The sequence below is a fragment of the Megasphaera lornae genome (assembly GCF_000214495.1).
Classification (GTDB): Bacteria; Bacillota; Negativicutes; order Veillonellales; family Megasphaeraceae; genus Megasphaera; species Megasphaera lornae.
The window spans coordinates 1-18,406 of the sequence record NZ_AFIJ01000006.1 but is presented as its reverse complement, the minus strand read 5'-3'; the positions used below and the strand labels follow the sequence as shown (position 1 = coordinate 18,406).

Genomic DNA, 18,406 nt, shown 5'->3' with positions numbered 1-18,406 from the left:
GAAATAAGCGTACATAGAGGGGCGGTATTGCTTTCAGTATAGCACAAATAAGGGAGAAAAAAATGTTGGAATTTACAGCTATTGATTTTGAAACGGCCAACAAGTATGCCAACAGTGCCTGCTCATTGGCCGCCGTGCAAATGCGGGGGACGCAATGTATACAAGAACAATATAGCTTGATTAAGCCGCCTTTTATGACCTTTGAGCCGACGAATATCGCCATACACGGGATTACCCCGGAACAGGTGCGGCAAGAAAAAAATTTCTTACAGTTGTGGCCGTTGTTTAAGCCGTGTATGGAGAAAAAAATATTGGCGGCGCATTATGCCGTATTTGATACGCGTGTACTTCGCAGTACTTTAAAAACCTATCATTTGGACGTACCGGCGGCAACCTATGTATGTACCGTGCAAATTTCGCGGAAAGTTTGGCCGCAATTGCCCAACCACAAATTGGATACCGTTGCGAATATGTTGGGATATTCTTTTCACCATCATCATGCCCTGGAAGATGCCGGAGCGTGCGCGTATATTCTGTGTGCGGCGGCTCGTACGGTAGGGGCGGATTCGGTGGAAGAATTGATGCGGATCCTGGCATTACCTATTCATACCTTGTAATATATATAGAACGCATGCTTGCGTATTGATAATTCTCTTTTTAAAATACTCCTTACTTTTTTCAAAAATATCTATATAATGAAATTATGTAGATTCGATTGGGAAAGGAGTGTTTTTTTATGAACATTGTATTGTTGGAATCATTGGGAATTGAGGCGGCCGTGTTGGCTTCGTATGCCGAAAAGCTGCAGGCGCAAGGGCATACGTTTACGAGTTATGCCCGTAATGATGAGGTGCAGGCGCAGATACGGGCCGCCGAGAAAGCGGATATTTTGATGATTGCCAATATGCCGTTACGCGGAGAAGTAATTCGGGCCTGTAAAAACCTTAAATTTATTGATGTAGCGTTTACGGGCGTAGATCATGTAGATCTGGAAACGGCGAAAGCCTGCGGCGTTAAAGTGAGCAATGCCTCGGGATATTCTACCGTAGCCGTAGCGGAACTTACCCTGGCCATGATGCTGAATCTGTTACGGAATATTCCGCAAGCGGATGCGGCCTGTCGCGCCGGCGGCACGAAGAACGGCCTGGTGGGCAGAGAACTGGCGGGCAAAACGGTAGGGCTCATCGGTACGGGGGCTATCGGCATGAAAGTTGCCGAATTGGTACATGCGTTCGGCGCCTCGGTCATTGCGTATAACGGGTTTTCCCATAAGCCGAATACGGCATTAATTACCTATATGCCCCTAAAAGAGTTGCTGCAGCAGGCGGACATTGTGTCGTTGCATTGTCCGGTTACGGAAAAATCCCGCGGCCTTATTCATGCGGAAGTCCTGTCCTATATGAAACCGACCGCCTTTTTAATCAATGAAGCGCGCGGTCCCGTCGTGAATGCCGTCGATTTGGCGGAAGCCTTGAACGCCGGTACCATTGCGGGCGCCGGCATTGATGTCTTTGAGGTGGAACCGCCGTTGCCTGCGGATCATCCTCTATTGCACAGCAAAAATACGATTGTTACACCGCATGCCGCTTTTGCTACGGAAGAATCCATGTTGAAACGGGCGAACATTGTCTTTGATAATATTGAGGCCTTTTTGCAAGGCCGACAAAAAAATTGTGTGGTATAATCGCTTGACTATACAAACGGCGCATTCCTGCGGGAATGCGCTTATTTTTCGTGCCCGGAAAACAATATACCCGTGAAAAACAATGATATACCTATTATAGGTATATCATTATGATGGCAAACAAACTATTTGCCACCGGTATATTTACGGGTAATGTAAATTATCTTGTTATACCGAATGTATATATATTAACAAAAAACTTTGCTCTATCCGGGGGGACATGCTAGACTAAAACTATATAGGAGTTAAGATAAGGACCGGTGAAGAAGGATGCTTTCTACTCATTTGATTTTGCAGCAGCAAGTCAAACTCACACAACGGCAAGTATTGGCCATGCGGGTATTGGCGTTGCCGACACAAAATTTGCATGAATTTATACAAGAAAAAATCATAGAAAATCCCTTATTGGAGATGGAACCTGTTTCGTATAAAACCGGAAAAGAGAAGGAGTCTGCGGCGTTGTGGGAAAAAATTCCCGATCGCGACCTTTCTTTTGAAGAAGCCTTATTACGGGAACTTCGTTGCTATCAATGTACCCCCGCCGTTCGGGAGGGCGTGCGGCGCATTGTCTGTTCGTTGGATCAACACGGCTTTTTTACGGGAGATTTAAAAGCCTTGGGAGAAGCGGGGCATATTTCGTATGAGGACATGCGGCAGGCCTTAGCGTTAATTCAGGAATGCGACCCGCCCGGCGTGGGGGCGGCCTCCGTACAGGAGTCCCTGTTGTTACAAATAAAACACAGCGAAAAAATACCGCCGTTCGGTACGGAAGCGGTCTTACGAGAGCATTTTACGGATTTTTTACAGGGGCGCTGGGATACGATTACGGCGAAGACCGGTGTATCGATGCGGCAATTACGGGATATTCGCCTGTTTTTGAAGCCGTTTCAGCCCTATCCGGCACGGCAATATACACAGCGTGCCGCATATATTCGCCCGGAAGTGGAAGTGCAAGCGGGGGAAAACGGTACGTTTTCTCTGCGGTTTTTAGAAGAATTGCCGCCGCTTACCTTCAGAAAAGACCTGTATGATTTATATTATCGGGCGGGAGATAAAGAAACGCGCTGCTTTTTGGCCAAGTATCGGCAGGGATTTCTCCTTTTACAAGAGGCTTTGGCCTATCGGCGGGCATCGATTATTCGCGTGATGCAATATATTTTGCAAGTGCAGCAGCAATTTTTTACACGAGGAATGGCGATTAAACCGTTATTACAAAAGGATATTGCCGCAGTAACCGGCTTGAGCGCTTCTACGGTGAGTCGAGTTTGTCGTGCGCGGTATATGCTGTTTCAGGGCAACGTCTATGCGTTTCAGGAGTTTTTCGGCCGCGCATATGCATGTTGTGAAGAAAATGAAGAGCGCGTATCGGATAAATTTGTCATGAAGGAACTGCAAACCCTGATTGCCGGAGAAGATAAATTACGACCGTTGTCGGATCAGGCACTGTGTGATGTACTGGGAGAACAACATATTACTATATCACGACGGACTGTTACCAAATTTCGGTTAAAATTAAATATTCCGAACAGCAGTATACGGAGAAGAAGATATATGTTGTAACTGTTTTTTATTCACAAAAGTTATTATTTTCACAAATAAATAATAAAACAAGGGCATACTATGAAAATAATGGCTTTATTATATGTATTATTTTATACTCAGGGAGGAATTTATTATGTACAGAATTTCACAAATTGCCGGAGAGTACGAAAAAAGAAAAATTACGGCTGCTGAAGCGGCGGCCCGGGTACAGGACGGCGATCGTATTTCTTACGGCTTGGGCTTATCGGCACCGGTGGACATTGATCGCGCGTTGGGAGCGCGCATTCAATCGTTGCGCGGCGTGGAAATTGTCGGTTCCGTATTGATTAAGTCCGAGCCGTATGCCGTGTATACGGAGAGCACTTCCAATACGCAAGTGCGGTTCGCTTCGGCTCATATGAACAGTATGGATCGGAAAATGAATAAAGACGGGCGGTGCTGGTTTATTCCCATGTTGTTTAATGAATTGCCGAAATACTGGGACCGGATTGATAAACTGATTATTCAAGTACATCCCATGGATCGCTGGGGGAATTTCAACTTGGGACCGCAAGCGGCGGATTTGCGGGGATTGCTGCGGGCGGCAAAAGAAGTGATTGTAGAAGTGAATAACAATATGCCGAAGGCCTTGGGGTATGAAACGGAATTAAATATTGCGGCGGTGGATTATATTGTCGAAGGGTCGCATTCGCCGATGGCGGAATTGAAGAATAAAGCCGCCACGGCGGAAGATGAAAAAATAGCGGATTTTGTATTGCCGCTTATTGAAAACGGCAGTACGATTCAGCTGGGAATCGGCGGTACGCCGTATGCTATCGGAAATAAACTGGCGCAGTCCGATGTGAAAGACTTGAGCGCTCATACGGAAATGTTGGTGGATTCCTACCTGGATTTATATGAGGCCGGAAAAATTACGGGAAATAAATCGCGGGATCGCGGTAAAATCGTATATGCCTTTGCAGGCGGTACGAAACGGCTATATGATTTTATTGATGACAATCAAATTGTATTTAATGCGCCGGTAGATTATACGAATAATATTCATGTCATTGCCGGCATTGATAAATTTATTTCTATTAACGGTTGTATTAATTTGGATTTGTACGGGCAGGTTAATTCCGAATCGGCGGGCTTCCAACATATCAGCGGTACGGGCGGACAGTTGGACTTTGCCCAGGGCGCCTATGCGTCTGAAGGCGGGAAAAGCTTTTTATGCCTCCATTCGACCCGGAAAAAAGCGGACGGTTCTTTGGAATCGCTGATTTTGCCGACGTTACCGCAGGGGTCGATTGTATCGACGCCGCGTTCGGCCGTGCACTATGTGGTGACTGAATACGGGATCGCGTTATTGCGCGGTCGTTCTACGTGGGAACGGGCGGAAGCGTTAATTTCTATTGCCCATCCGGATTTCAGGGAACAGTTGATCGGCGATGCGGAAAAAATGGGGATTTGGACCAAGACCAGCAAGCTGGCGTTATAACCGGCGGCAAGGTGTATAGCACAAAAAAAGGACAACACTTCGGTGTTGTCCTTTTTGGGATTAAAATAAATATTTAGTATCATAACTTAAATCCATATATTGGGCGATGAGTTCCTCGTCAAAGCCGTATTCTTCCGATTGGCCGATTATGCCGCCCAAGCGGATACGGAGTTTTTTTCCGGCCGAAAGGGGCTCGGCATATTCCAGGCGCAGCCTTTTGGCATCCCGGGAGCGGTCGCGTACCTGCACAAATAAGCCGCGGGAAAAAGTCAATTCGAAAACCTTTTCAAACGCATGCGGCAGCTGAAAGCCGAAAGGCATAAAATAGGCATGGAGAAAATGATTGGCAATGAGCAGGGAGCCCGTATAAGGAAGGACATGGCGCAAATCATAGCGCAAGTCGCCGGCGGGAGAATGAAACGATTGCGGCGAAATTTCGTCAATACAGGGCGGAGTCATGCCGCTGTTATTGGTAAATAAGGTCTGCAAGGTTAATTTTTTTTCTTCGTTAATGCCGAAGATACAGGTATATCCGCGGATACAGGCTTCCGTATGCATGGCCGGATGCAGGGAAAAATCTTGAATATGAAAAAAAGAATCCGGGTTTTCAATGGCTACAATACTATATTTGAATGTAGAAAAATTAAAGCCGTCAAAGAACTGTGCTCTCATGTTTTTCTCCTTACGTGAGAAGAAGTGAAAATCGGTTGATTGTCGGTGAAGGATTCAATAGAGGCCAAGGCTTCTACACGATAGCCGGCCTGTTCCAAGGTCGCCCGTCCGGGTTGAAAGGTCTTTTCAATGACGACGCCGATGCCCGCCGTCCGACTGCCGGCTTGTTGCACCAGGCGAATGAGGCCCAGGGCGGCGGCGCCGCTGGCCAAAAAATCGTCAATAATCAATATATTTTCGCGGGCGGGAAGATATTGCCGGCTGATGGAAGCCGTATATTCTTCTTCTTTCGTATACGAATAAACGGACGTGACATATTGGTCATCAACGCTCAGAAGAGAGCGTTTTTTTCGGGCGAAGACTACCGGGATATTTCCCATGGCCATGGCGACCGCATAGGCGACGGCAATGCCGGAGGTTTCAATGGTGACAATCCGATCAATCGCCGTGTCGGCATATAACCGGGCCAATTCCTGCCCCATGCGGGTGAGCAGGGCCGGATCCAATTGATGATTAAGAAAACTGTCAACTTTTAAGATTCTGTTATCAATTACGCGACCATCTTTTTTTATACGATTTTCCAATTCCAACATATAAGGCGCCTCCCTACCCGGCGATTTGATGAATATATATAGTTTAATACGCCACTTTTTTAAAGTCAAATACAGCGCGGCAAAAAGCGGTCGGCGCCCCGGTGACCGGGGGCGCTGCGGTTTTTAATTTACAGGGCGTCATAAAACCGTTATACTAAATAGGTAAAACTTTTATCTATAGCTTTGCGAGCGTAGTAAGGGAGGTCATAACATGCAGTCTATCAGACGTTTGTATGTTGCCAAAAAAGAAGAGTTTGCCGATGAAGAAAAACGCATGCTTGCGGATTTACAAGACAATTTATCCATACGGGGGATACAATCGCTGCGTATTTTTCAGCGCTATGATGTGAGCGGTTTAAGCGAAGACATGTTTATTTCCGCCAAGAATATGATCTTTTCAGAACCGCCGGTTGACGAGGTGTATGATACCTTGCCGACGGCAGCGGGGGATCATGTCCTGGCCATTGAATATCAGCCGGGACAATATGACCAACGTGCCGATTCGGCCATGCAGTGTTTACAAATGCTGACTATGCGACAAGACGGCATGGTGCGTACCGCCCGTGTGGCAGTGTTGCAGGGAACGCTTTCAGAAGCGGATATGGCGGCGATCCGGACGTATTGCATCAATCCCGTAGAAGCCCGGGAAGCGTCGTCGGCACCTTGTCAAACCTTGCAAATGTCGTGGGAAACGCCGGCACCGGTGCCTTGTATCGAAGGCTTTCGTCAGTTTGATGAAGCGCAGTTACAAGCGCTTTTACAAGACATGGGATTGGCCATGAGTCCGGAAGATCTGGCTTTCTGTCAAACCTATTTCCGGCAGGACGAAAAAAGGGATCCGACGGTCACCGAAATTCGCGTCATTGATACGTACTGGTCGGATCATTGTCGGCACACTACGTTTATGACCGAGTTGACAGCAGTAACAGTAGACGAAAGTCCGTTTACCGCGCCTATTCGCAAAGCCTATGAAACCTATCGTACAACGAGGGAAAAATTGCAGCGTCATAAACCCGAATCCCTTATGGATATGGCTACGATTGCCGTGAAGGAACTGAAAGCGGCGGGGGCCTTAAAAAATTTGGATGAATCGGAAGAAATTAACGCCTGTACTATTATTGTGCCCGTCGAGGTAGAAGGAAAAACGGAAGAATGGCTACTATTGTTTAAAAATGAAACCCACAATCATCCGACGGAAATTGAACCGTTCGGCGGGGCGGCGACGTGTTTAGGCGGTTGTATACGGGACCCGTTGAGCGGTCGGGCCTATGTCTATCAGGCGATGCGGGTTACCGGTGCCGGCGATCCGCGCCAACCGGTGGCGCATACGTTGCCCGGCAAATTACCGCAACGTACGTTGACGACCGGTGCGGCCAAGGGCTATAGTTCCTACGGCAACCAAATCGGCTTGGCTACCGGTGAAGTGAAAGAATACTATCATCCGGGATTCGTTGCCAAACGTATGGAAATCGGGGCGGTTATCGCCGCGGCACCGCGAAAAAATGTCGTGCGGGAAACGCCGGTGCCGGGAGATGCGGTCATTCTTTTAGGCGGGAAAACGGGTCGTGACGGTTGCGGCGGCGCCACCGGGTCTTCGAAAAAACATACGGTTATGTCCCTGCAAACGTGCGGGGCGGAAGTACAGAAAGGCAACGCCCTGATGGAACGTAAAATTCAGCGACTGTTTCGCCGCGGCGAAGTGACCCGGCTTATTAAGCGGTGCAATGATTTCGGTGCCGGCGGCGTTTCCGTAGCGGTCGGGGAATTAACGGACGGCTTGGATATTCAACTGGATGCGGTGCCGAAAAAGTATGAAGGTCTGGACGGTACGGAATTGGCGATTTCCGAATCGCAGGAACGGATGGCGGTCGTCGTGGCTGCGGCGAATGTAGAACGGTTTTTAGCCTATGCGGCGGAAGAAAACCTGTCGGCTACGGTGATTGCCGAAGTTACGGACACGAAACGGTTGCGGATGCGTTGGCGCGGGCAGGAAGTAGTGAATATTTCGCGCGCTTTTTTGGATACGAACGGCGTGCCTCAACAGCGGCGGGCGCATATTACGGCGCCGCGGAGCGAAGATTTTTTTGCGGCGCCGCCGGCAGACGATATAAAAACGACATGGCTGCAGACCATGCAGCAATTGAATACGGCTTCCGAACAGGGACTGGCGGAACGGTTTGACAGTACCATCGGCGCCGCTACGGTACTCCTTCCTTTCGGCGGCACCTATCAAAAAACACCCGTACAGGGGATGGTGGCGAAATTGCCGGTGCTGCAGGGAAAAACGTCTACCGTTTCCATTATGACTCATGGCTATGACCCGGATTTGGCCGTGTGGAGTCCGTACCACGGGGCGGTATATGCCGTACTTCTTTCGGTGGCCAAACTGGCAGCCCTGGGCGGCAGACGACAAGATGCCTATTTAACCTTGCAGGAATTTTTCCGCAGTTTAGGAACGGATGAAAACGCCTGGGGATTGCCCGTCAGCGCGGTGCTGGGCGCTTATACGGCGCAACGCGCGCTGCAGATTGCCGCAATTGGCGGCAAAGACAGCATGAGCGGTACGTTTGAGCAACTGACGGTGCCGCCGACGTTAGTCTCCTTTGCGGTCGTTACGGAACATGCGGACCGCATTATTTCTCCCGAATTTAAAGAAGCCGGTCATGCCGTATTGCTGTTGGAAGTGCCGCGGGATTCGTCCGCCATGCCGGACTTTGCCGTGTTCCGCGCCCATTGCGATCGCTTATATGAGGCGATCGGCGAAGGCAAAGTAGCGGCCGCCCGGGCGGTTGCACAAGGCGGCGTGGCGGCGGCTTTGGCGGAAATGGCCTTCGGCAATGCGATCGGTCTCGATTTGGCGGAAGACATTACCGGCGATATTTTATTTTCTTCGTCATACGGTTCACTGGTAGTGGAAACGGACGGCGTAACCGCGGCGGCCTGGCAGGAGCTCCCCTATGTGCGGCCTTTGGGCGTTACGGCGGGAGAAGCGCGCATTGCCGTTGCCGATGACTGCCTGCCGTTGGCGGATCTGCAGCGGGCCTGGGAACAGCCGTTACAATCGGTCTTTCCCTTATATGGTAAGACGACGGCGGGAGATGCGGAAATTCCGCTGTATACGCGGCGCAGCGTACAGCGACATGCCGACTTCGGCAAACCGAAGGTGTTTATTCCCGTTTGCCCCGGAACCAATTGCGAATACGATTCGGCGGCCGCCTTTGAACGTGCCGGCGCCGTGACGGAAGTCATGGTATTACGGAATGAATCGGCACAGGCGTTACAGGAATCGCTGACCGCCATGGCCGCGCGTATGGAAGAGGCGCAAATTATTATGTTCCCCGGCGGTTTCAGTGCCGGCGATGAGCCGGACGGCTCGGGGAAGTTTATTGCCACCTTATTCAGAAATCCCTTGTTGACGGAGGCGCTGGAACGGTTGTTGTATGAACGGGACGGCTTGGCTCTGGGCATTTGTAACGGGTTTCAGGCATTAATAAAACTGGGACTCTTACCCTATGGGCATGTACAGCCGTTGACGCAGGACAGCCCCACGTTGACATACAATGAAATAGGACGGCATGTATCGTGTATGGTACGGACAAAAATTGTTTCCACCTTAAGCCCGTGGTTCAGCTTGACCCGGGCGGGAGAAGTGTATACGGTTCCCGTTTCACACGGCGAAGGCCGCTTTGTAGCGACTCCCGCAGTCGTACGGCAGTTGGCGGCGGCCGGTCAGATTGCCGCACAATATGTGGACCCGCAGGGAAAGGCGACCTATGACAGTCGGTATAATCCGAATCAGTCCGTCATGGCGGTAGAAAGCATTACCGATCCTTCCGGTCGGGTGCTGGGAAAAATGGCACATAGTGAACGCTTCAGCGGGGACGATATATTCCGTAATATACAGGGGAACAAATTACAACCTATCTTTGCGGGCGGCGTCAACTATTTTAAGTAAGCAAAAAAAATCTTGAAACGACAGGCAATGAATGCTATAATAATAGAGCTTGAATTATATCAGGCTCCTAACCCTTCTCAGGGAAGGGTCATATGTCCGAAAGAGGAGGTGATTTCGTGAATAAGTACGAAGTCATGTTTATTGCCCGCCCGTTGGAAGACGAAGCAGTGAAACCGATTATTGAATTTGTCGATGCTTTGTTGAAGAAAAACGGTGCTAAGGTAGAAAAAATAGAACCTTGGGGCAAACGACATTTAGCGTATCCTGTAAAAAAACAGAATGACGGGTACTATGTCTTGGTTAATTTCGAAGCTGAACCTGACATTATCAAAGAAATTGACCGCGTAATGAAAATTCGTGATGAAATCTTGAAACAGTTGATTGTGAAGATTGACGAATAAGCGGAGGCGCAAAGGTATGAATTCAGTACAATTATTGGGAAATCTTGCTCGAGATCCGGATGTTCGCAGCACAAAAACCGGGAAAACGGTTACGCGGTTTACCGTGGCTTGCTCGCGGTATTATACAGCGTCGGATACAGGGGAACAGAAAGAAATGACTGATTTTATTCCTTGTGTGGCATGGGGTACTTTGGCGGAAAGCTGCGGTAACAATTTAGCAAAAGGAACTCGTGTGTTTGTGCAAGGCCGTATTACCACTCGTTCTTATGAAACGCAGGACGGTCAAAAACGATATGTAACGGAAGTGAATTGCGATTTTGTCGGTTCTCCGTTGGGACGGGGGAACGGCGGCGTTGCAAGCAGTCCTGCCGGCGGCGACAATTTCGGTGCTATGGGCAACAGTGCGAAAGATACGGATATTCCTTTTTAATGTCAAAGACAGCCCTTCTTAATTAAAAAAGGAGGAAATCAATATGAAAAGAGATCGCTCGAGAAAACCGAGAAGAAAAGTATGTAATTTCTGTGTGGATCATGTAGACCTGATCGACTATAAAGATACTGCTAAACTTCGTCGTTTTACGACAGAACGCGGTAAAATTTTACCGCGTCGGATTTCCGGAGTATGTGCAAAACATCAACGGAAATTGACGATTGCGATTAAACGGGCCAGAGCTATTGCTTTGCTTCCGTATACGGCGGAATAAGGCGATGAATCGGCATTGATACGTATGTATCGATGCCGATTTTTTTGTGTCCCGTCGGGGTTGTTTCGCAGTTTCCGAGTCGACAAAAAAAGACTCTCCCGAGGAGGGAGAGTCTTTTTGTCGGACCGAGATTTTAATGGGACAACGTCAGTTCTTTGAACCGTTTGGCCACGCGTCCTTCTTCCGTATCTTGCGCGATGAGCGCTTCCAAATGTTTCAGTTCTTCCGCTTCCGCCGTCTTGGTGGTGGTGTAGCTTGCCGGGACGGTTTTGCTTAAATAGAAGCATTTCCGAATGGAAGCGACACTGACAATAATAACCAGGAGCGCCATAATGGCGGAGACGCTGAAGAGCAGATATTCCCCTTTCGGGAGATAAATGTTAAACATGTTCAGGCAATCCGCCCAGAAAATCATGACGGTCAGGAACGCCCACGGAATCGCCGTTACCCAAATATAGCGGGCCTTCCCCATGCTGCAAATGACTACGGACGAAATGGAAAGCGTAATGATTGCCAATAATTGGTTGGAAACCCCGAATATGGGCCAAATCGTAGAAAGATTTCCTTGGAGGACGATATAGCCCCAGGCACCGGAAATCAGCGCCGAGGCGATGATGCTTCCGGGGGTCCAGGTGGTATCGCCGAATTTCGGCCAAACGCGACCGATTAATTCCTGCACCAAATACCGACCTACACGGGTACCGGCATCAATAATGGTCATGATGAAGAGGGCTTCAAACATGATACAGAAGTGATACCAATAGTTCATGAGGTGATCCAACCCGGGGAGGCGGGAGAAAATATGCGCCATCCCGACGGCCAGGGAAACGGCACCGCCCGGACGATGAGCGACGTTTTCGCCGACCATGGCGGAAAGTTGCGGTAAATCGACGACCTGTAATCCTAAGGCCTGGAATTTTATGGCCGTAGAGTTAATGGCGAAATAATCGTTGGGAACCAAGGAACAAGCGGCGATCAACGCCATCATGCCGACAAAGGATTCGGTCAGCATGGCGCCGTAGCCTACCGGTAAAATGGAACGTTCGTTCATCAACATTTTGGGCGTGGTCCCCGTAGAAATCATGCAATGGAATCCCGATACGGCGCCGCAGGCGATGGTAATGAAAATATACGGTAATACCGGACCGGTAATAACGGGACCGCCGCCGGCAATAAATTGCGTAGTCGCCGGCATTTGGATCGTCGGGCCGACAATGATAATTCCCAAGGCCAGCGCACCGATGGTACCGATTTTCATATACGTGGATAAGTAATCACGCGGTGCCAGGAGCAGCCAAACCGGCAGGGCGGCGGCAATGAACCCGTAAATAATGAGGGCTACGCCGATGCCGTGGGCGCTGATGGTAAAGAGCGGCGCCAATACGGGCGAAGCCGCTACGGCAGGCCCGGCCACTACGGCCAATAAGGTAAGAATGACCCCGATGACGGTTGCTTCCTGAATTTTTCCGGGACGAATAAATTGTAAATAAATGCCGACAAAAATGGCGATAGGAATGGTCATGCCGATGGTAAATGTGCCCCACGGGCTGTCGTGTAAGGCATTGACAATAACCACCGCCATGCCCGCCATGGCCAGAATGTTCAGGAAGAGCACGGCAAAGGACGTGGCCAGACCGACTTTGTCGCCCAACTGCGCCTTGGCGATTTGTGCAATGGATTTGCCGTCGTACCGCATGGAACAGAAGAGAATAACCATGTCGTGCACGGCTCCCGCCAAAACCCCGCCGATGAGAATCCACAGGGCTCCCGGCAAATACCCGAATTGCGCGGCGATTACCGGACCTACTAAAGGACCGGCGCCGGCAATGGCGGCAAAATGATGGCCGAATACGACATATTTGTTGGTCGGTACATAGTCGTGGCCGTCTTCAAAACGAAATGCGGGTGTTACTTTGTATTGGTTTACCGTAAGAACTTTGGCGGCAATAAAAGCGCCGTAAAAACGGTAGCCCAACACGAGCACTAAGGCTGAAATGATAACAAGATACAACCCGTTCATATGAAAAACCTCCTTTAAATAAAGTGAATAGGCGTGAAACAAATACGTATTAATAATCAAAATCAAAGCCTATTCCTATATGTCACAATCATTATATAAAACAAATATGGAGTTTTCAAGGCAACTGTGCTTAAAACAAATAAAATAAAGTAACCCATTTTGCATACTAAATAAAGAAATGGAAGACTATGCGAAAAATGCAATTCCATATAATTATGCATATCGGTAAACTTTAAAGCAAACCCGTTGCAGCCATTCTTTTTTAGCAAGAAACTTGGCACGAAAACGAACGACATTAATAATTAATTTCATATATACGGTGGAAAAGGGGAAAAAATCATGCTATAATGTGACTGTTTTCAGAAAGAAAAAAGGAATTGCCGGAAGGAGAAAGAATTATGGCTATTTCTCATGAATCCATATATATGCCGTCGTTTACTATCGGCACGGACGCTTATGATCGCATCGGCGAAGTTACCGGCTTTTTCGGCGAACAAGCCGTGATCATCGGGGGCGTTACGGCCTTGGAAAAGGTGCATGCCTATTTATTGCCGGCTTTGGCGCAACAAGATATTCGCGTGTTGGAAGTCGTGCCGTACGGCGGCGAAGCGACCATGGAAAGTGTGGCTTCTTTAGTGACGAATCCGTTTATTCAGGCGGGACAGATGATTTTCGGCGTCGGCGGCGGTCGGGCGTTGGATACGGCCAAGCTGGCGGCGGATAAGACGCACAAGCCCTTTTTTGCGTTTCCGACGACGCCGTCTACGGGTGCCGCCGCTACGGCGGTAGCTACGTTATATCAAGAAGACGGTACGTTCGGCGGATATTTTCCGGTCCGTCGACCGGCAGTGCACACCTTTTTGCACACGCCGATTTTAATGACGGCACCGTGGGAACATTTTCGCGCCGGCCTGGCGACGGCGTTGTCACACCTTTGGGCGGCGCAATCGCAGCAGGCGTTGCGGAATGAAATGCTGACTTCGTTTTTACAGTACGGGGAACAGGCGTTGACGGATTTTAAGAATCATACCTTGTCCGCAGCCGTGGAAAAGGCGTTTATACAGATTATTATACAGGCGGGAATGCCGACCGTGTTCGGCCGTACTGCCGACGGCGAGGCGGCGGCGCGGGAATTTTCGGCGCAGGACCTGTATCATGTCGTAGCGGGTGTGCCGAGCATTCGGCAAACCACCTGTTTCGGCGAGGCTCTGGCACTGGGCTTGTTGCTGTTGACCGTCCGGCGGCGGCAAGAGGACGTATATAGGCAATTATATGCGTTTTATAAAAAGATCGGCTTACCGTGTTCGTTGGCGGATATGGCGGCGCCGGAGGTGTGGGCTCGGGAAATCGCCGCGGCTTCGCGAGAAGAAAACGAATCGGCGGCGGCAGCGTTTCAACAGGCGCTGGCGGAGCTGGCCGACAAGAGTAAAGAGCAGCCTTGAGGCATGGTGACGGAAAGGATACCGTAGTAGGGAGCGGTATCCTTTTTTGTATGTATACAATATACGACAGGGGAACTATATAACAGACGGCCGGCAGTATGCTATAATAAAAATATTGCAGAAGATATCCGGGAAGGAGTAAGGGAATGGATCGTGAATTGGCGGCATTACTACAACAAATCAAGCCGACGGATACCCGGGCGGTCGCGGCGTTACGGGAGCGGTTACGCCGACATTGTCCGCAGACGGACCCGAAATTGGCAGCGTTGGCGGCGCAATTGGGAGGTATTCTTAAAGACCGAAGTCGTACTTCCTTAAAAAAAGCGGTACTGATTTTTGCCGCCGATCATGCCGTTGACGGGAAAGAAAATAAGACGCACGGACGGCAAAGCAAGGCGGCGGCGGAAAAAATCGCCGCCGGTTGCGGTCCGATTAATCAGGTGGCGCATCGTGTCGGTGCCGGCGTGTTGTTGCTGGAAATGGGACTGGAAGATCCGGTACCGGAATCGCCGGGCGTACAAGATTTGCAGGTCATGAAAGGCGCCCGCTTTTGGGAAAAAGGCGCAGCTATGACGGCAGATGAAATGCTCGATGCTCTGTTCAGCGGGGTGCAACTGGCGGATACGCTGGCGGCGGAAGGATATGACGTACTGGGAATCGGGCAGTTGGGAGAACGCGCCTTCGTAACGGCACTGGTTATGACCGCCGTATATTGTCGCACGGATTTGTCTCCCCGCATTCAGGACTGTACCGATGCGGAAACCCGTCATTTATTGACCGGTATTGCGCAAAAACGCTTGTCCCCCGCCGCGCCGTTAGACGTGTTACAACAAGCGGGGGCGCCGGATATTGCGGCAATGACCGGGTTTATTTTGGGCGCCGCCTACCATGAACGGTGCGTATTTTTCGATACGGCCGTGACCGGTGCCGCCGTGTTGACGGCACAAGCCTTATGTCCGGCAACGGCGCAGTATGTGTTTCCTTCGGAACATTATGACGAGCCCGTACATCGTATGCAGATGCAAAAATTGGGGCAAACGCCGTTTTTGGAAACGGGACATCTTGACGGGCAGGGAACGGGGGCGGCCTTGGGGTTGGCCTTGGCGGATGCGGCGCAACAAGTATTGGGCCGCCTGCAGGCGGAGTAAGCGTTTTCGCATGGCGTGAAGCCTGCGGACAGAGTGCAGAGAAATGAGGATGATAGGATGGCAACGAGGATGGCGGCAGCCGACAGAGAAGGAAAAAAATTACAAGATGTGGTATTCAGTATCGGCATGGCAGCACAACAGGCCGCGGCACAGTACGGCGCGGATCGGGTGGTCAATGCCACGGTCGGGTGTTATGCCGGGGAAGACGGCAAAATCGCCTGTCTGCCGTTAGTGGAAAAACTGTATCGGGCATTGCCCATACGCGATTTTGTCGCCTATGCGCCTCCTTTGGGCTTAGACTCGTACGGTCGGGCGGTTCAGGAAGAAGTTTTTGCGGACCGTCGGCCGGACCTGTATTGTGAAACCGTGGCTACTGCCGGCGGTACGGGTGCCCTGCACATTGCCGTCGCCAATTATGCCGAACGGGGCGAACGGGTTCTGGTTGCCGATTGGCGCTGGGCCGTATATGACAGTGTCTGTGAAGAAGTGGGACGAAAAGTACGGACCTTTACATTATTACGGGAGGACGGCACGTTTCATCAGGAAGCGTTTGCCGAAGCAGTGCATGAATTGTTGCAAACCCAAGACTCTTTAGTGATTATTTTAAATACGCCCGCACACAATCCTACGGGCTTTGCCTTGACTTATGACGATTGGCGGGCAGTGATGGATGTGTGCGGCGAAGAGGAAAAAAAGGGGAAACGGCTGAGCCTGGTAGTGGATATTGCGTATATCGCGTACAGCGGCGAACCGCATGAAGTTCGTCGCTTTATGGAGCTGTTTAAAGGCGCGGGAGAGCATTTGTTGATTATGATTGCCTTCAGCATGTCCAAAGGCTATACGTTGTACGGACAACGGACGGGTGCTTTAGTGGGACTGTCGTCTTCGCGGGCGGTCATTGATGAATTTAGGGAATTGGGAAAATATTCGGCGCGTACGGCGTGGTCCAATGTGAATCGGGCCGCCATGACGTTACTGACGAACATTCGACGGGATAAGACGCTGACCGCCGAATTGGAAGCGGAACGACGGGCGTTTTTTGATACCATTATGCGACGGGCCGCTATGTTTACGAAAGAAGCGCGGGCGACGGGGTTGCCTATGATTCCGTATACGGCGGGATTTTTTATTTCCCTGCCGCATGCCGCGCCGATGCAGGTGTGTCGACGGTTGCAGGCGCGCCGTATTTTTGCCCTTCCCGTCCATGGCGGGATACGGTTGGGGATTTGTTCGATTCCCGAACGACAACTTCCCGGATTGGCGGCGGCTATACAAGCGACGGCGACGGAAGATAGATAGACGGATAGATACACGAAAGCCGCTCTGCAAAGCAGAGCGGCTTTTTTTAAAAATTACCGTTATCATTTAATAAGGGACAGGTATCGTCCGCTTGCGGAATAAAGGTTTCCAAATTCAGCAGCATAGATTCTTTATCTTGTGGCAACGTGCCTCCCACCGGAAAGAGGTTGGACACATGGTTGCTGCGGAAAATACAGGGACGGGTTACTTCTATGTCCCGGATAATACAGGCCAATTCTTCTAAAAAGCCGCGTGCCGTTAACGGCGTAAAAGTGCCGGCCCGTACTTCCTCATAGAGGGGGGAACCATAGGGAATAATTAACGATAAAGCGCTGAGCATGGTCGGTTGAATGGCGGAAATGACCTGCGCCGTATGTAAGGCATGTTCGCGGGTGCGTTCTTTGCCGCCCAGACCGAGTAAAATCATGGTCGATAATTTCATGCCCGCCGCCAAGGCTTTTCGGCCGGCGCGAATCGTGCGTTCTCCCGTTGTACCTTTGCGGATATGATGTAAGACGACGTCATCGCCGCTTTCTATACCCATATATAAAATATCCAGTCCGGCGTCCTTTAAGGCCTGCAACTCTTCGGGCGTTTTACGATTAATATCATTGGGAGTCGCATAGGCGCCTATGCGGGTAATCTGCGGAAAGGTGTCATAACATTTTTTTAAAATATGCAACAAACTTGCCGTCGGCAAGACCAGCGCATCGCCGTCGGCCAGAAAAATACGTCGTACATACGGCATAGCCCGGGCGCCGCGTTCAATAATCCCGTCAATCTCCGCCAACGAACGAATCCGATAGGACGAGTCTTTATACATAGAACAGAATGTACACCGGTTATGGGAACAGCCGATGGTTACACGAAGAATAAAACTGCGCGCTTCACTGGGCGGTCGAAAGACCGGCCCCGGCGCATCATCAATGAACATAGTATACCCTCCTTGTAGATTGTTTTTGCCATTAAGGTATACCCGTTATTATACACGATTTTTTAACGTTGTGTTACTAATTTTTTGTCATACGTACTATGACCGTGCCGACCGATGGCGACGGCTATTCTTCCGGCTTTACCATAATAATAAATACAGTGGATAAAATCAGCGCATAGCCGAGGAGTTCGACGGCGTGAAAGGACGTGTGCAGCCAACAGGCGGAAACGGCAGAGGCGACAAGGGGTTCTAAGGTACCCATGAGGGTACCTTTTAAAGGACCTATATCACAGACGCCCTGAATAAAAAAGGAAAAGGAAATGACCGTGCCGACAATAATGATAAAGGCGACGGCCGCCCAACCCGCTTGATCCAATACGGGAAATGCGCGCCACAGGCGTAAGGTGAAGGTCGGCAGCAGGCCGCCGAAGATCATAGCTACGGCATTGACGGGCGGCGCTTTCCGGTGCCAAGCCGGGCCTTGGGACAGGGTCGGGAAAATGACGGCGCAGGTTACTATTCTTCCGGCTTT

The 18,406-nt window shown here is 50.2% G+C and carries 16 protein-coding genes; 11 read left to right on the top strand and 5 right to left on the bottom strand.

The window, feature by feature from the left end; genetic code table 11:
* Window positions 1-62 precede the first annotated feature (62 nt).
* The 4 genes from HMPREF1039_RS00640 to HMPREF1039_RS00625 all read left to right on the top strand — a co-directional run bounded on the left by HMPREF1039_RS00640 (window position 63) and on the right by HMPREF1039_RS00625 (window position 4,706).
* Window positions 63-617, top strand: a complete 555-nt coding sequence (locus HMPREF1039_RS00640; protein ID WP_007390453.1) for a 3'-5' exonuclease — start codon at window positions 63-65, stop codon at window positions 615-617.
* 119 nt (window positions 618-736) lie between these two features.
* Window positions 737-1,684, top strand: a complete 948-nt coding sequence (locus tag HMPREF1039_RS00635) for a 2-hydroxyacid dehydrogenase (RefSeq protein WP_007390428.1) — start codon at window positions 737-739, stop codon at window positions 1,682-1,684.
* 270 nt (window positions 1,685-1,954) lie between these two features.
* A complete protein-coding gene (gene rpoN / locus HMPREF1039_RS00630) occupies window positions 1,955-3,244 on the top strand; it encodes an RNA polymerase factor sigma-54 (RefSeq protein ID WP_007390431.1) in 1,290 nt (429 codons plus the stop codon).
* 115 nt (window positions 3,245-3,359) lie between these two features.
* Window positions 3,360-4,706, top strand: a complete 1,347-nt coding sequence (locus HMPREF1039_RS00625; RefSeq protein WP_007390451.1) for an acetyl-CoA hydrolase/transferase family protein — start codon at window positions 3,360-3,362, stop codon at window positions 4,704-4,706.
* A gap of 60 nt (window positions 4,707-4,766) precedes the next feature.
* Here HMPREF1039_RS00625 and HMPREF1039_RS00620 read toward each other — a convergent pair whose 3' ends face one another.
* Complete coding sequence (locus HMPREF1039_RS00620; protein WP_007390439.1) at window positions 4,767-5,378, bottom strand: hypothetical protein; 612 nt, start codon at window positions 5,376-5,378, stop codon at window positions 4,767-4,769.
* Entirely contained in the window at window positions 5,375-5,971 is a 597-nt protein-coding gene (locus tag HMPREF1039_RS00615; protein WP_007390456.1) for a xanthine phosphoribosyltransferase, read from the bottom strand. Before HMPREF1039_RS00615 ends, HMPREF1039_RS00620 begins: the two co-directional genes overlap by 4 nt.
* 211 nt (window positions 5,972-6,182) lie before the next feature.
* Here HMPREF1039_RS00615 and HMPREF1039_RS00610 point away from each other — a divergent pair, with 211 nt between their 5' ends.
* From HMPREF1039_RS00610 to rpsR, 4 genes are all read left to right on the top strand, one after another.
* Window positions 6,183-9,926, top strand: a complete 3,744-nt coding sequence (locus tag HMPREF1039_RS00610) for a phosphoribosylformylglycinamidine synthase (RefSeq protein WP_007390447.1) — start codon at window positions 6,183-6,185, stop codon at window positions 9,924-9,926.
* 116 nt (window positions 9,927-10,042) lie between these two features.
* Window positions 10,043-10,327: a 30S ribosomal protein S6 gene (gene rpsF / locus HMPREF1039_RS00605; RefSeq protein WP_007390434.1), complete on the top strand. Its 285-nt coding sequence runs from the start codon at window positions 10,043-10,045 to the stop codon at window positions 10,325-10,327.
* A 16-nt stretch (window positions 10,328-10,343) separates the two neighbouring features.
* Entirely contained in the window at window positions 10,344-10,757 is a 414-nt protein-coding gene (locus tag HMPREF1039_RS00600; protein WP_007390437.1) for a single-stranded DNA-binding protein, read from the top strand.
* Window positions 10,758-10,800: 43 nt separating this feature from the next.
* Window positions 10,801-11,031: a 30S ribosomal protein S18 gene (gene rpsR, locus HMPREF1039_RS00595; protein WP_007390441.1), complete on the top strand. Its 231-nt coding sequence runs from the start codon at window positions 10,801-10,803 to the stop codon at window positions 11,029-11,031.
* Window positions 11,032-11,164: 133 nt separating this feature from the next.
* On the opposite strand, the gene HMPREF1039_RS00590 is transcribed toward rpsR, so the two are convergent.
* A complete protein-coding gene (locus HMPREF1039_RS00590; RefSeq protein ID WP_007390430.1) occupies window positions 11,165-13,051 on the bottom strand; it encodes a carbon starvation CstA family protein in 1,887 nt (628 codons plus the stop codon).
* A 398-nt stretch (window positions 13,052-13,449) separates the two neighbouring features.
* Between HMPREF1039_RS00590 and HMPREF1039_RS00585 the strand changes: the two genes are divergently transcribed.
* The 3 genes from HMPREF1039_RS00585 to HMPREF1039_RS00575 all read left to right on the top strand — a co-directional run bounded on the left by HMPREF1039_RS00585 (window position 13,450) and on the right by HMPREF1039_RS00575 (window position 16,940).
* Complete coding sequence (locus HMPREF1039_RS00585; protein ID WP_007390457.1) at window positions 13,450-14,493, top strand: iron-containing alcohol dehydrogenase; 1,044 nt, start codon at window positions 13,450-13,452, stop codon at window positions 14,491-14,493.
* A gap of 146 nt (window positions 14,494-14,639) precedes the next feature.
* Entirely contained in the window at window positions 14,640-15,641 is a 1,002-nt protein-coding gene (locus HMPREF1039_RS00580) for a nicotinate-nucleotide--dimethylbenzimidazole phosphoribosyltransferase (protein WP_007390449.1), read from the top strand.
* Between the two features lie 57 nt (window positions 15,642-15,698).
* Complete coding sequence (locus HMPREF1039_RS00575; protein ID WP_039891585.1) at window positions 15,699-16,940, top strand: pyridoxal phosphate-dependent aminotransferase; 1,242 nt, start codon at window positions 15,699-15,701, stop codon at window positions 16,938-16,940.
* A gap of 46 nt (window positions 16,941-16,986) precedes the next feature.
* Here HMPREF1039_RS00575 and HMPREF1039_RS00570 read toward each other — a convergent pair whose 3' ends face one another.
* Both HMPREF1039_RS00570 and HMPREF1039_RS00565 read right to left on the bottom strand, forming a co-directional pair.
* A complete protein-coding gene (locus HMPREF1039_RS00570; RefSeq protein ID WP_007390432.1) occupies window positions 16,987-17,874 on the bottom strand; it encodes a radical SAM protein in 888 nt (295 codons plus the stop codon).
* A gap of 124 nt (window positions 17,875-17,998) precedes the next feature.
* Window positions 17,999-18,406 (bottom strand): DMT family transporter (locus HMPREF1039_RS00565; RefSeq protein ID WP_007390444.1); only part of this gene is annotated, 408 nt, incomplete at its 5' end.

What these genes read in the sequence shown, in the direction of transcription:
- HMPREF1039_RS00590 (WP_007390430.1), bottom strand. Translation starts at nt 13,051, where the DNA reads ATGAACGGGTTGTATCTTGTTATCATTTCAGCCTTAGTGCTCGTGTTG.
- HMPREF1039_RS00575 (WP_039891585.1), top strand. Translation starts at nt 15,699, where the DNA reads ATGGCAACGAGGATGGCGGCAGCCGACAGAGAAGGAAAAAAATTACAA.
- HMPREF1039_RS00635 (WP_007390428.1), top strand. Translation starts at nt 737, where the DNA reads ATGAACATTGTATTGTTGGAATCATTGGGAATTGAGGCGGCCGTGTTG.
- HMPREF1039_RS00640 (WP_007390453.1), top strand. Translation starts at nt 63, where the DNA reads ATGTTGGAATTTACAGCTATTGATTTTGAAACGGCCAACAAGTATGCC.
- rpsR (WP_007390441.1), top strand. Translation starts at nt 10,801, where the DNA reads ATGAAAAGAGATCGCTCGAGAAAACCGAGAAGAAAAGTATGTAATTTC.
- HMPREF1039_RS00570 (WP_007390432.1), bottom strand. Translation starts at nt 17,874, where the DNA reads ATGTTCATTGATGATGCGCCGGGGCCGGTCTTTCGACCGCCCAGTGAA.
- HMPREF1039_RS00625 (WP_007390451.1), top strand. Translation starts at nt 3,360, where the DNA reads ATGTACAGAATTTCACAAATTGCCGGAGAGTACGAAAAAAGAAAAATT.
- HMPREF1039_RS00580 (WP_007390449.1), top strand. Translation starts at nt 14,640, where the DNA reads ATGGATCGTGAATTGGCGGCATTACTACAACAAATCAAGCCGACGGAT.
- HMPREF1039_RS00620 (WP_007390439.1), bottom strand. Translation starts at nt 5,378, where the DNA reads ATGAGAGCACAGTTCTTTGACGGCTTTAATTTTTCTACATTCAAATAT.
- rpoN (WP_007390431.1), top strand. Translation starts at nt 1,955, where the DNA reads ATGCTTTCTACTCATTTGATTTTGCAGCAGCAAGTCAAACTCACACAA.
- HMPREF1039_RS00600 (WP_007390437.1), top strand. Translation starts at nt 10,344, where the DNA reads ATGAATTCAGTACAATTATTGGGAAATCTTGCTCGAGATCCGGATGTT.
- HMPREF1039_RS00610 (WP_007390447.1), top strand. Translation starts at nt 6,183, where the DNA reads ATGCAGTCTATCAGACGTTTGTATGTTGCCAAAAAAGAAGAGTTTGCC.
- HMPREF1039_RS00615 (WP_007390456.1), bottom strand. Translation starts at nt 5,971, where the DNA reads ATGTTGGAATTGGAAAATCGTATAAAAAAAGATGGTCGCGTAATTGAT.
- HMPREF1039_RS00585 (WP_007390457.1), top strand. Translation starts at nt 13,450, where the DNA reads ATGGCTATTTCTCATGAATCCATATATATGCCGTCGTTTACTATCGGC.